Raw genomic sequence first — 15,440 nt, forward strand, 5'->3', positions numbered from 1 at the left:
CCTTTATGGCTAAACAGACCCTGCCGATCCCAAGACTGTCCCTGTGGTTTACGCATGCAGGGATGCTGGCCGAGCAGGTCTTGCGCGCCTTTTGGCCCTTCTTTTCGATAGTCATGGCAATTCTCGCCGCCCTGATGCTGGGTCTGCAAGACCACGTGGGGGTCGAAGTCGTTTGGCTGGTCGCGGCCCTTTCGCTTATGGCGTTGCTGGCCACGATGATCCTTGGCGCGCGCCGATTCCATATACCTTCACACGCCGAGGCGTTGATGCGCTTGGATGCTTCGCTGCCAGGTCGCCCAATTCAGGCGTTGATGGATGATCAGGCGATCGGCGCAATGGACACGGAGTCAGTGGCCCTGTGGCGCGCGCATCAGAATCGAATGGCGCAAAGGGCTGCGCAGGCCGAACCGGTCAAACCGGACCTTCGCCTAGCCGATCGCGATCCCTATGCGCTGCGTTATTCAGCTTTGCTGGCGTTTGTCATTGCAGCACTGTTCGGGTCGTTCTGGCGCATTGGGTCTGTGGCCGAGATGACACCGGGTGCGGCCGTTGCCGGACAGGGGCCAAGTTGGGAGGGTTGGGTCGAGCCACCGCGCTATACTGGCCTTCCGACGCTTTATCTGGCGGATCAGACGGATCCTACCTTGTCCGTTCCGCAAGGCAGCCGGATAACGTTGCGGTTTTACGGTGAAGTCGGCGCGCATAGTCTGACGGAAACGACCACGCCTTTGGGTGCCGAGGGTGCAACCGAGCCGGAACAGGACATTGTCGCAAGTCGGTCCGGGCAGCTGAAAATCGAAGGACCTGCGGGCCGAGAATGGGCGCTGAACGTCCTGATGGACACACCGCCTCAGATCGGGGTTGCCGATGTGGCCGAGGCCGAGGCAGGGGGGCAGATGAAGCTGCCCTTTGCGGCCAGCGACGATTACGGCGTTGTGTCCGGTACTGCGACGATTGAACTGGATCTGGCCTCGGTGGATCGCAAATTTGGGCTGGTGCCCGCGCCGGAGCCGCGCGAGACGATCAGCGTGGAACTGCCGATGCCGATCACCGGTGATCGGGCTGATTTTACAGAAGACCTGATCGAAGACTTCTCACAGCACCCATGGGCGCACCTGCCGGTCAAAATCACCTTGATGGCGCGAGATGCCGCGGATCAGGAGTCGGTTTCTGAACCATACTTAACTGCTCTGCCCGCACGGCGTTTCTTTGACCCATTGGCAGCGGCGATCATCGAACAGCGGCGCGATTTGCTTTGGACACGGGACAACGCGACGCGTGTGGCGCAGTTGTTGCGAGCAGTATCGCATCTGCCCGAAGGGTTTTTCCGGTCAGACACCGCTTACCTTCGGTTGCGGGTAACACTGCGCCGCTTGGAGACGTTCAATGAGTTCGGGCTGAAATCCGAACAGCAGGAAGAGATTGCACAGGCGCTTTGGGAACTGGCGGTTCTGATCGAAGATGGCACGCTGGCGGACGCTCTGGAACGGATGCGTCGCGCGCAAGAACGTCTGACCGAGGCCATGCAAAATGGCGCAACGGATGAAGAGATCGCCGAACTGATGCAGGAATTGCGCGAAGCGACGCAGGACTACATGCGGCAGCTGAGCCGTTTGGCGCAGGAAAATCAGGATGGCGAGGGCCAGCAGGGTCAGAACGGTGAATCCCTGCAGATGACGCAAGACGATCTGCAGCGGATGATGGACCGCATTCAGGAATTGATGGAACAGGGCCGAATGGCCGAGGCGCAGCAGGCGTTGGAAGAGTTCCAGCAAATGATGGAAAACATGCGCGTCACGCAAGGTCAGGGTCAAGGCCAGCAGTCTGAAGGTCAGCAAGCCATGGAAGGTCTGGCCGAAACGCTGCGCGAACAGCAGGGCCTCAGCGATCAAGCGTTCCGCGACCTGCAGGAACAGTTCAACCCGGGTGCTCAGGCGGGAGAAAACCAAGGCAACGAAGGTCGCAACGGCGGTCAGGGCCGAGGTCAGAGCCACGACGGACAGGGCGGTCAGGGCCAGGGTCAGGATCAAGCCGGTGAGGGCCAGCAGGGGCAGGGATCGTTGGCCGATCGCCAACAGGCTCTGCGCGACGAATTGAACCGCCAGCAACAGAACCTACCTGGTGCCGGGACACCGGAAGGCGAAGCGGCGCGGGATGCGCTGGGGCGCGCCGGTCGCGCGATGGAGGATGCCGAGGACGCTTTGCGCGGCGATGATCTGGCCGAGGCTATTGATCGCCAATCCGAAGCGATGGAAGCGTTGCGCGAAGGCATGCGCTCATTGGGCGAGGCGATGGCACAAAACCAGCAAAACCAGCCGGGCCAAGGTGCGCAGGAAGGCGATATGCAGGCCAACAACCGCGACCCTCTGGGCCGCAACCCGGGCGCGACCGGGTCGATTTCAACCGAAGAGAACCTGCTGCAAGGTGAGGACGTCTATCGCCGTGCGCGAGAGTTGTTGGATGAAATCCGCCGTCGCACTGGCGAATCTGATCGACCCCAGATCGAGCTGGAATATCTCAAACGTCTGTTGGAACGTTTCTGATCTTCAAACAACGTACGGTATTTAGTTTGCAGCCGCGCCACCTGTCTGAGCTTCCAGCCAGATCCGCGCCTGATCGATCATTGAAACATAGGATTTCAATACGGGGTCGGCTTGCGGGACGGCTTCACTAATCTGGCTCGCATTGCCGTATATCAACAGCAGAATTACGCCGACTATCACCATAAGCGCGAACCCACGCAGGAAGCCGCCGGACTTGCGCGGCGGCGTGGTTGGCTCCTCGGTTTCATCCCCATCACTGCGCAGGCCCGAGTTGATTGCCTCGACATCCGGCAACACATCCTTCTGACCCGCATCCTTTGCGGTTTCGGTTGCCTGCGGCTTTTGTGGTGTGACTTTGGGCTCGGCTGGTGGGTCCAGCGCCAGATCAGGCTGACTTTCCAGGCTGCCCCCTTCGCGTGACCGCAGATCGGCCTCGCGCGCGGCCTCTTCCTTTAGGATGTTTGCGACCGCAGGGTCCACGTTTCCGCTGTCCGTTGGTTTCTCTGCTGGTTCTGGCGGTGTGGGCGGTTCTGGCTGTTCAGATGCCTCAGTCGGTTCAGGAACGGTGGGTTCGGGCTTCGGTGCTGGATCTTCTTCTGTCGCCAGTTCTGGCTCGGCGACTGCGGCTTCGACATTCTTGGTCTGAAACCAGGTTTCCTCGCAATTGGAGCATTGCACATCGCGACCGCCCTCGGGGATGACATCATCCGGGACTTCGTATTGGGCACCGCAATTGGGACACGTTAAACGCATTCTGCCTCCTGGCCAGCGAATTGACCTGATAGTAGTTTTTTCAGGAACCATATTCCGTTAAGACGCAACCGCAAAGCGTGTTTTCGGCTTCGCAAGGTGAGTGTCACCAAATCGACCCGCTACAGGCATTGAATCCGCAGCCATGCTCGGGCAAGACAAGCGGAAGAAGAATTGGGGACAGGCGTGATCGAGCTGGACAATATCAGCTACAACTACGGTGACGGTGAGTTGCTGAGCAACGTGTCGTTGCAACTGCAACCCGGATCGTTCTACTTTTTGACCGGCCCGTCGGGCGCGGGCAAAACGACCTTGCTTAAACTGTGCTATGGCGCGTTGCTGCCGACCTCGGGGCGGCTAAACGCATTTGGCGAGGATATCGCGCGGCTGGACCGGGACCAGATGGCTTTGCTGCGTCGCCGGATCGGTGTGGTGCATCAGGATTGCCATTTTCTGGACCACATGACGCTGGCCGAAAATGTTGCTCTGCCGCTTATGGTGTCCGGGAAATCAACCGATGCGGAACAAGATGATCTGAAAGAGCTTTTGGGCTGGGTGGGTCTGGGTCCCCGACTGGACGCCCACCCTCCTGAGTTGTCGGGCGGCGAGAGACAGCGCGCCGCTTTGGCCCGCGCGGTCATCCTGTCGCCAGACGTGGTGCTTGCGGATGAGCCCACCGGCAATGTGGATTGGGAGATGTCTCAGCGGCTTTTGCGACTGCTGATTGAGCTGAACCGGATGGGCAAAACAGTCCTGATCGCGACCCATGATCTCAGCCTGATCCGCGCAGCGAAAAGTCAGGTGCAGGCTAGGGTGCTCAGGATATCTCAGAGGCAGCTGCATTTGGCGGGGGCAGATCTATGAGCAAAGGCGACATCCGTTCTCTGCTGCGCCGCGACAAGCGGGCTGACCGTGTGGTCCCGCCAACCGGGTTCACGGCGCAACTGACGCTTTTTGTGTCCGGGGCCGTGGCGTTTTTGGCGGTATTCGCGCTGGCCTTGTCGCTGGCCGCGGGTCGGTTGGCTGACCGTTGGGCGACCGAGCTTGCAGGGGCTGCCACGCTGCGCATCAACGCGCCGCTGGATCAACGCGCCGCGCAAACAGAGGCTGCTTTGACAGTCCTGGGACAAACGCCGGGTGTGGCATCCGCACGCGCGCTGACGGCGGGGGAACAGGCTGCGCTGTTGGCCCCATGGTTTGGACCGGATTTGCCATTGGACACACTGCCTGTGCCGCAGTTGATCGAAATTATTGAGGGAGAGCCCGGGTTGGATGCCCCCGGCCTGCGCCTGCGCCTGGGGGCCGAGGTTCCGGGTGCCGTGCTGGACGATCACACAAGGTGGCGCGAGCCGCTGGTCGATGCGGCCAAATCGCTGCGACGGGTCGGCTGGGTGTCTATCCTGCTGATCGGTGGCGCAATGGCAGCGATGATTACGTTGGCCGCCAATGCCTCGCTTGCGGCGAATGCGCAGATCATCGAGGTTCTGCGTCAGGTTGGTGCGCGCGACCGATTTATCGCTGGTGCCTTTGTCCGGCGCTTTACCTTTCGTGCGCTCTTTGGAGCCGCCGTTGGCACTTTATTCGGCATGTCCGGCGTTCTTCTCCTGCCGGATGCGTCGGACGCAGGAGGATTTCTGACGGGATTGGGATTTCAAGGTGTTAGCTGGCTGCTGCCCATGCTCATCCCACCACTGGGCGCATTGGTTGCCTTTCTGGCCACATGGTCTTCGGCGCGACGCAAGTTAAAGGAGCTTTCGTAATGTCCCTGGCTCTGCAATGGGTGCGGTCCCTGATTTTCATGATCACGATCTATGTCTGGATGCTGATCCTAGGGCTGGTCTTTGCGCCTTATGCGCTGTTCTCGAAACGCGGTGCGTTACAGGCCTGCAAAACCTACGCCCGTACGACAATCTGGCTGGCCCGCTGGATGGTTGGCATTCGGTCAGAGGTGCGTGGACCTGTTCCCACAGGTGAAGTCGTTATCGGTGCGAAACATCAGTCGTTTCTGGACATCATCATCATCTTCGACGCCGTTCCGCATGGCAAATTCATCATGAAGCGCGAATTGCTTTGGACGCCAATCATTGGCCTCTATGCACGCAGACTGGGTTGCATCCCTGTTGATCGAGGCAAAAAGGGTGTCGCGGTCGCCAAAATGGTCAAGGACGTTGGGCGTGAGTTTTCCGAACCCGGCCAATTGGTCATCTATCCACAGGGCACGCGCGTGGCGCCGGGTGCGCACAAGCCGTACAAAGTCGGCACAGCGGTTTTGTACGAAGGCCTGGGTTTCCCATGCATCCCAGCATCGACAAATGTGGGGGTCTTTTGGCCCCGCACCGGAATTCTCCGGAAGCCTGGGCTGGCAATCGTCGAATTTCTTGATCCGATTGAACCGGGTGTGGATCGCAAAGAATTTCTGCACAGGCTGGAAACCATGATCGAAACCCGGTCAAATGAGTTGATGCAAGAGGTGGGGTTCAATCCAGATGGAGTTCATTGAGAATATAGCCGCCTTAGAGGCGCTGTATGGCCAACCGGGCGCTGCATCCCTGCGCAAGGTGGCCTCGCGCCTGACCCCAAAATATCGGGAATGGATCATGGCCTCAAAGCTGTGCATCCTGACTACGGTCGGTCCAGAGGGCGTGGATGGCAGTCCTCGTGGAGACGACGGCCCCGTAGTGACAGAGCTTGATCCGGGCACGCTTGCCATGCCGGATTGGCGGGGCAACAACCGCTTGGACAGCTTGCGCAATATCGTGCGCGACCCTCGCGTGTCGCTGATGTTTTTGGTGCCGGGTTCAAACAACGTGGTGCGGGTCAATGGAACGGCCCGTTTGACCGCAGACGATGCGCTGCGCACTAGGTTTGAAAAGCGTGGGATACGTCCGGCGACCGTGATCGTTGTCGAAATCTCCGAGATCTATTCGCAATGCGCTCGTGCGCTGATGCGCGCTGGAACTTGGGATGGCAATGACGAAAGTGCCGCATTGCCTTCAATGGGCGAGATTCTGGCCGAGGTTTCAGAAGGCGAGGAAGGCGGCGCGCAATATGACCTGGAATGGGGTGCGCGCGCCGCAAAGACGATGTGGTAAGCTGCGGTTTAGATTGCAGCAGCGCCGATCTTTGTCACGCGTGACACCCACCGCTCGACATAGCCGTCTTTTGGATTGCTGGCTCCGGCAAAATACGTAAATCGAGTGGGCTTGAACCCGACAAACCCCAGAATTTGGCCTCGAATCTGACGGATCAGCGCTTGCCTGTAGAACAGTCGCATAAACCAGCCCGGCGTGTCAGATGTCAGGATAACACGCGCGGTACGTCCGCCAAGCAGAGGCGCCGGTAACCCGGCCAGCGTCGTTTGTCGGGTATCAAACGTTCGGCCCGGGATGAACATCCGATCAATCAGGCCCTTGAGTTTCGCAGGCAGGCCGCCCCACCACATCGGAGTCGTGAGAACCAGATGCTCGCTCCATTCAATGTCCTGCAATACCTTCTCAAGCACAGGTTCCAGCGGTTTGAAGTCGTGGTAATTGCACTGGCCAAAGTCATGGTCGAACTGCAAATCGCTGAGATGAACCAGTCGTACGTCATGTCCGTTATTGCGCGCGGCGTCGGTATAAGACTGGGCAAAAATGCGCGACAAACTGTTCTCTGCTGGGTGTCCGTCTAGGACAAGAATTCTCTTGTGTTTCATTTGGACTCTCCAAAAATTGACCGTGGTCAGTTTATAGAGAAAGAAAGTGACCGTGGTCAATAAAAAATTTGACCACGGTCAAAATACGTGCGACTAAACGCTATGGCGAAAACCGTTCAACAACGCACTTTGAAAACCCGCGCACGTCTGATCGAAGCTTCGAAAGAGGTCATTGAAAACGCAGGGTACGAAGCGTTGAGGGTCGAGGATGTTGTTCAGGCCGCTGCTGTGGCCAAGGGCACATTCTTTGCCCATTTCCGTGACAAAGACGCATTGATGGAAATCCTGATCGCGGAAAAGATGAATGCGTGTTTGGACCAGGCCGAAGCCGGACCAAAGCCGGAAACAGTCGCCGAGTTGATTGCGGCGCTGGAGCCTGTCCACAGTTTCATGACGTCCGAGCGCTATGTGTTTGATCTGCTGATCAGATACTCTGGCGCAACGGCAGTCGCCGAAATTGGACCGATCGCCTATTGTTTTGAGCGATATTTCCGCGTCGTGATGATGTGGCTGGAGGACGCTTCAGTGCGAAAAGACGTTCCATCCGAGCTTTTGGCAGAGGGTGTGCAAGCATTTGCAATTCAAGCCATGTCGCTGCGGTTCTGCGCTTTGCATTCCGCCACAACCTTCACCGACCGGCTTGAGACCTACCTGAATGCGTGGTTGACCCCGTCCGCGTGAATGCCGCCGGGGTCAATTGCATCAGCTATGGATCGGTCCATCCCCGCAGGCCAGCGCCGCCTCGCGCACGGCTTCTGAATAGGTCGGATGCGCGTGGCAAGTCAGGGCCAAATCTTCGGCAGAGGCACCGAATTCCATCGCAACGCAGACCTCGTGGATCAGATCGCCTGCTGCTGGGCCGATGATATGTGCGCCCAGAATGCGGTCGGTGTCCTTGTCAGCAAGGATTTTGACAAACCCGTCAGCGGCGAAATTGGCCTTGGCGCGGCCATTGCCCATGAACATGAATTTGCCGACCTTATAGGCGCGGCCTTGTTCTTTCAGCGTTGCCTCGGTTTCACCCACATTGGCGACCTCGGGCCAGGTGTAGATTACGCCCGGAATGACGCCATAGTTCACATGGCCGTGCTTGCCTGCAACCTGTTCGGCGGCGGCCATTCCCTCGTCCTCGGCCTTGTGGGCGAGCATCGGGCCTTCGGTGACGTCGCCGATGGCGTAGATACCCGGCACATTGGTCTGCCAATCCGCACCCACCTTGATCTGGCCGCGCGGCGTCATCTCAACGCCCAGAGCATCCAGCCCCAATCCATCCGAATAGGGTTTGCGCCCCGTGGCAACCAGAACGGTGTCGGCGTCGATCACATGCTCGCTGTCATCTTTCAGCAGCTTGTAGGTCACTTTGGCCTTGGTCTTGGTGGCCTCAGTCTTTTGCACCGCCGCGCCCATGACGAATTTCAGACCTTGTTTCTTGAGGATACGCTGGAAGGTCTTCTGAACCTCGGGGTCCATGCCCGGCGTAATTTCCTTGAGGAATTCGATCACCGTCACCTCGGCCCCCAGACGGCTGTAGACTGAGCCCAGTTCCAGCCCGATCACGCCTGCACCGATCACCACCATCTTCTTCGGGATCTTGCCCAGCGAAAGTGCCCCGGTCGAGGTCACAACGACCTTTTCGTCCACGGTCACACCGGGCAGCGCCGACGGTTCAGAGCCCGACGCGATGATGATGTTCTTGGCCTCGTGCACCTCGTCCCCAACCTTGACCTGACCGACAGCAGGGATCGATCCCCAGCCTTTCAGCCAGTCGATCTTGTTCTTCTTGAACAGGAATTCGATGCCCTTGGTGTTGCCGTCGATCACCTCGTCCTTATAGGCCTGCATCTGCTTCCAATCGACCGACGGAGATTTGCCCTTCAGGCCCATCTTGGCAAAGTTATGCTCGGCCTCATGCAACTGGTGGCTGGCATGCAGCAGCGCCTTGGACGGAATGCAGCCTACGTTCAGGCACGTGCCACCCAGCGTCTCGCGCCCTTCGACCACGGCGGTTTTCAGCCCCAGTTGGGCGCAGCGGATGGCGCAGACATAGCCGCCGGGGCCGGCTCCGATTACGATGACGTCATAGCTGGACATTCGGGCACTCCTTGATGTGTCTTGACCGCGCCCGGATCAGGGGCGCGGCAGTCAGGCCTTACAGGGCCATAAGATATAGATAAACGGTTGAAAGAAATCCTGCCAGCCAGACAAGCGTGCGCAGGAACGGGACCGGGATGGCAAAGGCGTAAACCGGGACGAAAGCGATGCGTGCGATCAGGAAAACCTGCGCCGCCAGCAAGGTGCCAGCGGTAAAGCCGTCGCGCGCGGCCAGGATCAGCACCGCAGGCGCAAACAGCGCCATCGCCACGACCGAGTTCGACAGCGTGCGCTCAACCCGCGCGGCAACGCCGGTCAGCGGCGGCATGTCATCGCGCGCGCCGCCCAGCGTCATCAGCCCGACCTGCGACATGGCGGTCAGGATATTCAGCAGGATGATCACCACGACCAGCAGGCCATAAAGCGCAAGAATGGAAAGTTCCGAAGACATGATCACATATCCTTTTTTGATGAGTGTCCGGGTTCGGGACTAACATCTCGAAGGCTGATGGGCAGGCGGGGCTCACGCGTAAGTGCGGGGACGTGTGCAGGGGTGACCCTGCACACGAGGTTTCATGGTCGGTTAGACCGGCTCCAAAAGCTTGACCTGAATATGGGCCACGCCGCCGCGTTCGTGGTGCATGGCCAGTTCTTCCGAGTCAAAGAACTTGCGCGCCCGTTCAAGGTCTGCGACCTCGAACATCGCGATTGCGTGGTCTCTCTGATCGGGGTCCTTCCAGACATGCAGGTCGCGGATACCCGAGGCCTCGCGCACCTTGCGGTCCTCGCGGAATACTTTCAGCCAGGCGCTGAAATCGGCCACGTCGGCCTGCCAGAGTACGTGTGTTGCCATGATTACAGATCCATCAGCAGACGGCGCGGGTCTTCCAGCGCCTCTTTCACGCGGACCAGGAAAGTGACCGCGCCTTTGCCATCCACGATCCGGTGGTCATAAGACAGGGCCAGATACATCATCGGACGAATCTTGATCTCACCATTGATGACCATCGGGCGGTCCTGAATCTTGTGCATGCCCAGAATGCCCGACTGCGGCGGGTTCAGAATGGGCGAAGACATCAGCGAGCCGTAGACACCGCCATTCGAGATGGTGAAGGTACCACCCTGCATCTCGGCCATCGACAGCTTGCCGTCGCGGGCGCGCTTGCCCTTTTCGGCGATGGCTTTCTCGATTGCCGCAAAGGACATGCTGTCGGCATCCCGGATGACCGGAACCACCAGACCCTGCGGCGTACCGGCGGCCACGCCCATATGCACGAAGTTCTTGTAGACGATGTCGGTGCCGTCGATCTCGGCATTGACCTCGGGCACTTCTTTCAGCGCGTGGCAACAGGCCTTTGTGAAGAAGGACATAAAGCCCAGACGCACGCCGTGCTTCTTTTCGAACTGGTCCTTGTACTGGTTGCGCAGGGCCATCACCTCGGTCATGTCCACCTCGTTATAGGTGGTCAGGATCGCGGCGGTGTTCTGGGCATCCTTCAGCCGCTTGGCGATGGTCTGGCGCAGACGGGTCATGCGCACACGTTCTTCGCGGGCGGCATCGTCGGCAGCGACAGGCGCGCGCGGCGCTTGGGCAGCGGGGGCGGGCACAGCCGCCGCAGGCGCTGGGGCCGTAGCCGCCGCAGCAACGGCTTTTGCCACGTCCTCTTTCATGATGCGACCATCGCGACCGGTGCCGGTGACCTGATCGGCGGACAGACCGGCCTCGGCCATGGCTTTCTCAGCCGAGGGCGCGTTGGCCACGTCCTTGCCACCAACCGAGTCACCCCCATTCGCCGGGGCAGCCGCCGCCGGAGCCGCAACAGCACCCGCCGCCGCGCCCGAGATCACCGCCAGTTTGGCGCTTGCATCCACGGTCGCACCTTCGGGTGCTACGATTTCGGCCAGAACACCTGCTGCCGGGGCCGGAACCTCGACCGAGACCTTGTCGGTTTCCAGCTCACACAGCATCTCGTCCTGTGCCACGGCATCGCCGACCTGCTTGAACCATGTCGAGACGGTCGCCTCGGTCACGGATTCACCCAGCGTGGGCACCATCACGTCGACGCTGCCACCCGACGCTGCGGGGGCTGCTGCAGCGGGGGCCGTCGCCGGGGCAGGGGCCGCGCCTTCGCCTGCCGCAATCGTGGCCAGCAGGGCATCGACGCCCACCGTCTCACCTTCGGCGGCAACGATCTCACCCATCACACCCGCGGCGGGCGAGGGCACTTCGACCGTGACCTTGTCGGTCTCAAGCTCACACAGCATTTCGTCCACGGCCACAGCGTCACCGGGTTTCTTGAACCATGTTGCAACCGTGGCTTCGGTGACAGATTCGCCAAGCGTGGGAACACGAACTTCAATCGTCATCGTTTACTTTCCTTTGAGGCTCAGCGCTTCGTTCACCAGCGCTTCTTGTTGGAATTTGTGTTGGCTGGCCAGACCCGTCGCGGGCGAGGCCGAGGTGGCGCGGCCGGCATAAACCGCCCGCTTGTGTTTTGCGCCGATGCGGGTCAGGACCCATTCGATATTGGGCTCGATAAAGCTCCAGGCCCCTTGGTTCTTGGGCTCTTCCTGACACCAGACCATCTCGGCCCCCTTGAACCGCTCAAGCTCGTTGATCAGCGAATGGGCGGGGAAGGGGTAGTATTGCTCGATCCGCAGCAGATAGATGTCGTCGATGCCGCGCGCGTCGCGTTCTTCCAGCAGGTCGAAATAGACCTTGCCCGAACACATGACGACCCGCTTGATCTTGTCATCCGCCACCAGCTTGGTGTCCGAATTGCCATGCTGCGCGTCGTCCCACAGAACCCGGTGAAAGCTGGACCCGGTGGTGAACTGATCCGCTGTGCTAACGGCCAGTTTGTGGCGCAGCAGCGATTTCGGCGTCACCAGGATCAGCGGCTTGCGGAAGGTCCGGTGCAACTGACGGCGCAGGATGTGGAAATAGTTCGCAGGCGTCGTGCAATTTGCGACGATCCAGTTGTCCTGACCACACATCTGCAGGAACCGCTCAAGCCGCGCGGACGAGTGTTCCGGGCCTTGCCCTTCGAACCCGTGGGGCAGCAGCGTCACCAGACCGGACATGCGCAGCCACTTGCTTTCGCCGGAACTGATGAACTGGTCGAACATGATCTGCGCGCCGTTGGCAAAGTCACCGAACTGCGCTTCCCACAGGGTCAGAGCGTTCGGTTCCGCCAGCGAATAGCCATATTCAAAGCCCAGCACCGCATATTCCGAGAGCATCGAGTCAATCACTTCGTACTGCGATTGCCCGGCGCGGATGTTGTTTAACGGGTAATACCGATTCTCTGTCTCCTGATGCACAAAGCCCGAATGGCGCTGACTGAACGTCCCGCGCGTCGCGTCCTGACCGGACAGGCGGACGGGGTACCCTTCGGTCAGCAATGAGCCAAAGGCCAGCGCTTCTCCGGTTGCCCAGTCAAACCCTTTGCCACTGTCGAACATCTGCTTTTTGTGATCCAGCAGGCGCGCAACGGTCTTGTGTACGGCGATATCCGCAGGCGCGTGGGTCAGCGCGTTGCCGATCTCGGCCATGGTCTCAGGCTTAATCGCGGTGTCGCCGCGAACGTATTCTTCCTTGTTCTTGTCCAGATGTGACCAGCGCCCGTCCAGCCAGTCGGCCTTGTTGGGTTTGTAGTCTTTACCAGCCTCGAACTCATCATTCAGATGAGCCTGGAAGGCGGCCTTCATATCCTCGATCTCGCCTTCGGGGATCAGGCCGTCCTTGACCAGTCGCTCGGTGTACAGAGACAGCGTGGTCTTATGCGTCTTGATCTTCTTGTACATGATCGGGTTGGTGAACATGGGCTCGTCGCCCTCATTGTGACCAAACCGGCGATAGCAGAAGATGTCGATGACCACGTCCTTGTGGAATTTCTGACGGAACTCGGTTGCCACCTTGGCGGCGTGCACCACCGCTTCGGGGTCGTCGCCGTTCACATGGAAGATCGGTGCCTCGACCATCAGCGCAATATCCGTCGGATACGGGCTGGAGCGCGAGAAGTGCGGCGCGGTGGTAAAGCCAATCTGGTTGTTCACGACGATATGCATCGTGCCGCCGGTCTTGTGACCGCGCAGACCGGAAAGGCCGAACCCTTCGGCCACCACACCCTGTCCGGCAAAGGCCGCGTCCCCGTGCAGCAGAATGCCCATCACAGCTGTTCGGTCATCATCCTTTAGCTGATCTTGCTTGGCGCGGACCTTGCCCAGAACGACCGGGTTCACCGCCTCAAGGTGCGAGGGGTTCGCCGTCAGCGACAGGTGGACGCTGTTGCCATCAAACTCACGGTCGCTGGACGCGCCGAGGTGGTATTTCACATCGCCCGAGCCATCCACATCTTCGGGCTTGAAGCTGCCGCCCTGGAATTCGTTGAAGATGGCGCGATAGGGTTTGCGCATCACATTGGCGAGGATGTTCAGACGTCCCCGGTGCGGCATCCCGATCACGATGTCCCGAACACCCAGCGCGCCACCACGCTTGATGATCTGTTCCATCGCAGGGATCAGGCTTTCACCGCCGTCCAGACCGAACCGCTTGGTGCCCATGTATTTGACGTGCAGGAATTTCTCGAAACCCTCGGCCTCGACCATCTTGTTCAGGATCGCCTTGCGGCCTTCCTTGGTAAACGCGATTTCCTTGCCGTATCCTTCGATCCGCTCCTTCAACCACGCCGCCTGTTCCGGGTCCGAGATATGCATGTATTGCAGCGCAAACGTGCCACAATAAGTGCGCTTTACGATCTCAACGATCTGGCGCATGCTGGCCATCTGCAAGCCCAGCACGTTGTCGATAAAGATCGGACGATCCATATCCGCATCGGTGAAACCGTATGTCTTTGGGTCCAACTCGGGATGCGTGCTGGCCGTACGCATGCCCAGCGGGTCCAGATCAGCGGCCAGATGACCCCGGATCCGATAGGCCCGGATCAACATCAGTGCCCGCAAACTGTCCAGCACGGCGCGTTTGATCTGATCTTCGCTGACCGTGACACCTTTGGCTTCGGCCTTGTCCTTGATCTTCTTGCCAGCGGCCTTGGCGTCAATCTCGGCCCATTCTCCGGTCAAAGCGCCCGTCAGATCATCTGACGGCATTGGAGGCCAATCGCTCCGTGCCCAGGATGGCCCTTCAGCCTCGCGCTGAACATCCGGCGTGGCGTCGCCCATCGCATTGAAAAACTCGGCCCAGGCCGCATCCACAGCGCCTGGGTTCTTGGTGTACTGGGCGTATAGCTGCTCCAGATATTCGGCGTTGTGCCCCTGCATGAAGCTTGAGGCATGAAACTGGTCGTTGGGCGAGTGTTCGGTCATGGGATTACCTCTGTTGGGTTGGGACCGTATTGGTTGGTGCCTGACTGGCTGGGGCGGGCAAGCCACCACAGCACCAGGAGGGGGGACACAAACAGAACGATGATTGTCGGAATGACGATAAGCAAAGTGGCCTCGGTCAGCAGGATATCCAGCGCCCCGCCGTGGAATTGGCTGGCCAGCCCGATGCCAAAGATCAGAACGGCAAACGCGCCAAGGATCAGCAGGATCGGCAGCAAGGCATAAAGCCCACTGCGACCGGTATCATGCATCCGCCGGAACGCAACGGCCAGATGCGGGAAGAAGACGATCAGGGCCACGATGGACTGCACCGGCCCCGAGGATGTGGCGGAGACGGATTTCGAAGTCTCGGTCTCGGACACTGCGACCTGAGTGAAAAACTTCAGGTCGATGAAACCTGCGATGATGCTCCAGATCACGATGAAGAGGAAAAAGAACCAGTATTCAGGCCGCGAGGCACGACCCGAGAAGGTGAAGAACTTGGCGAAGCAGGTGCGGATGGCGTCAGAGAAGGTCATGACGGCAACGCTCCGCTCGGCGCTCCAAATCGATTTTCCCCTGAATCGGATGCGACAAGCATCATTCCAATAATATTGGATGTTACCATCACACTCGCTACCAGCGATGCCACAAATGCCGGAACCAGGGTCAGAAAGGCCAGAATGAGCCAGAGAATAGGCCCGCCGATAAGCAAGCTGAACCCAAGAACCAACTGATAACCGAGCCAGAAGAGAATGATCGGCATGAAAGGAAAAATGGCCTGATAACCGTCTTCACCAGTATCCTGAAGTCTTCGGCTCATTGCCGAAAGCAACGGCAGTGAGGCCATCATCACTACAAACAGTTGTCCAATCCCCCAGCTTAGGGAAACGCGCCAATCAAGAAGTAGTGCTACAGAAATAGGTGGAACAGACGCAATAGGTGCGAACCACCAAAACTCGGTGCGAGAAGCTCTGCCCGAAAAGACAAAAGCCCTACGGAATCCCGTCGATATGGCGTCCTTTGGTCCCATTAAC

15 protein-coding genes are annotated in these 15,440 nt (G+C 59.2%); 6 read left to right on the plus strand and 9 right to left on the minus strand.

Translation table 11 applies throughout. The annotated features are described in order from the left end of the window. Positions 1-5 precede the first annotated feature (5 nt). Positions 6-2,543 (plus strand): TIGR02302 family protein, encoded by a 2,538-nt coding sequence (locus tag ACR0CR_RS09950; protein ID WP_480598536.1) that lies wholly within the window; start codon positions 6-8, stop codon positions 2,541-2,543. A 21-nt stretch (positions 2,544-2,564) separates the two neighbouring features. Here ACR0CR_RS09950 and ACR0CR_RS09955 read toward each other — a convergent pair whose 3' ends face one another. Continuing rightward, positions 2,565-3,296, minus strand: coding sequence for a zinc-ribbon domain-containing protein (locus ACR0CR_RS09955; protein WP_480598538.1), 732 nt, complete (start codon positions 3,294-3,296; stop codon positions 2,565-2,567). Positions 3,297-3,479: 183 nt separating this feature from the next. Between ACR0CR_RS09955 and ACR0CR_RS09960 the strand changes: the two genes are divergently transcribed. Genes ACR0CR_RS09960 through ACR0CR_RS09975 form a run of 4 tightly spaced genes read left to right on the plus strand, consistent with a single transcriptional unit; the run spans position 3,480 to position 6,385 of the window. Further along, positions 3,480-4,157, plus strand: coding sequence for a cell division ATP-binding protein FtsE (locus ACR0CR_RS09960; protein WP_480598540.1), 678 nt, complete (start codon positions 3,480-3,482; stop codon positions 4,155-4,157). Further along, entirely contained in the window at positions 4,154-5,053 is a 900-nt protein-coding gene (locus ACR0CR_RS09965; protein WP_480598542.1) for a cell division protein FtsX, read from the plus strand. The genes ACR0CR_RS09960 and ACR0CR_RS09965 overlap by 4 nt, the downstream gene beginning before the upstream one ends. Further along, positions 5,053-5,793, plus strand: coding sequence for a lysophospholipid acyltransferase family protein (locus tag ACR0CR_RS09970; protein ID WP_480598544.1), 741 nt, complete (start codon positions 5,053-5,055; stop codon positions 5,791-5,793). The genes ACR0CR_RS09965 and ACR0CR_RS09970 overlap by 1 nt, the downstream gene beginning before the upstream one ends. Further along, entirely contained in the window at positions 5,780-6,385 is a 606-nt protein-coding gene (locus ACR0CR_RS09975) for a pyridoxamine 5'-phosphate oxidase family protein (protein ID WP_480598546.1), read from the plus strand. Before ACR0CR_RS09970 ends, ACR0CR_RS09975 begins: the two co-directional genes overlap by 14 nt. An 8-nt stretch (positions 6,386-6,393) precedes the next feature. On the opposite strand, the gene ACR0CR_RS09980 is transcribed toward ACR0CR_RS09975, so the two are convergent. Beyond that, positions 6,394-6,987 carry an NAD(P)H-dependent oxidoreductase gene (locus ACR0CR_RS09980; protein WP_480598548.1) on the minus strand — a complete coding sequence of 198 codons (594 nt, stop codon included), beginning with the start codon at positions 6,985-6,987 and terminating at the stop codon, positions 6,394-6,396. 102 nt (positions 6,988-7,089) lie between these two features. Here ACR0CR_RS09980 and ACR0CR_RS09985 point away from each other — a divergent pair, with 102 nt between their 5' ends. Continuing rightward, positions 7,090-7,668, plus strand: coding sequence for a TetR/AcrR family transcriptional regulator (locus tag ACR0CR_RS09985; RefSeq protein ID WP_480598549.1), 579 nt, complete (start codon positions 7,090-7,092; stop codon positions 7,666-7,668). Between the two features lie 21 nt (positions 7,669-7,689). Here ACR0CR_RS09985 and lpdA read toward each other — a convergent pair whose 3' ends face one another. The 7 genes from lpdA to ACR0CR_RS10020 form a co-directional block, all read right to left on the minus strand. Next, a complete protein-coding gene (gene lpdA, locus ACR0CR_RS09990) occupies positions 7,690-9,078 on the minus strand; it encodes a dihydrolipoyl dehydrogenase (protein WP_480598551.1) in 1,389 nt (462 codons plus the stop codon). Positions 9,079-9,136: 58 nt separating this feature from the next. After that, the gene (locus ACR0CR_RS09995) at positions 9,137-9,529 is read right to left on the minus strand and encodes an MAPEG family protein (RefSeq protein WP_480598553.1); all 393 of its coding nucleotides are present in this window, start codon (positions 9,527-9,529) and stop codon (positions 9,137-9,139) included. Between the two features lie 132 nt (positions 9,530-9,661). Continuing rightward, positions 9,662-9,931, minus strand: a complete 270-nt coding sequence (locus ACR0CR_RS10000) for a hypothetical protein (RefSeq protein ID WP_480598554.1) — start codon at positions 9,929-9,931, stop codon at positions 9,662-9,664. Positions 9,932-9,933: 2 nt separating this feature from the next. Continuing rightward, positions 9,934-11,445 carry a 2-oxoglutarate dehydrogenase complex dihydrolipoyllysine-residue succinyltransferase gene (gene odhB / locus ACR0CR_RS10005; protein WP_480598556.1) on the minus strand — a complete coding sequence of 504 codons (1,512 nt, stop codon included), beginning with the start codon at positions 11,443-11,445 and terminating at the stop codon, positions 9,934-9,936. 3 nt (positions 11,446-11,448) lie between these two features. Further along, a complete protein-coding gene (locus ACR0CR_RS10010) occupies positions 11,449-14,406 on the minus strand; it encodes a 2-oxoglutarate dehydrogenase E1 component (protein WP_480598557.1) in 2,958 nt (985 codons plus the stop codon). Continuing rightward, the gene (locus ACR0CR_RS10015; protein ID WP_480598559.1) at positions 14,403-14,942 is read right to left on the minus strand and encodes a DUF805 domain-containing protein; all 540 of its coding nucleotides are present in this window, start codon (positions 14,940-14,942) and stop codon (positions 14,403-14,405) included. Before ACR0CR_RS10015 ends, ACR0CR_RS10010 begins: the two co-directional genes overlap by 4 nt. Then, positions 14,939-15,436, minus strand: a complete 498-nt coding sequence (locus tag ACR0CR_RS10020; RefSeq protein WP_480598560.1) for a DUF805 domain-containing protein — start codon at positions 15,434-15,436, stop codon at positions 14,939-14,941. The genes ACR0CR_RS10015 and ACR0CR_RS10020 overlap by 4 nt, the downstream gene beginning before the upstream one ends. Between the last annotated feature and the right edge of the window lie 4 nt (positions 15,437-15,440).

It is taken from the genome of Ruegeria sp. AM2 (assembly GCF_056540685.1).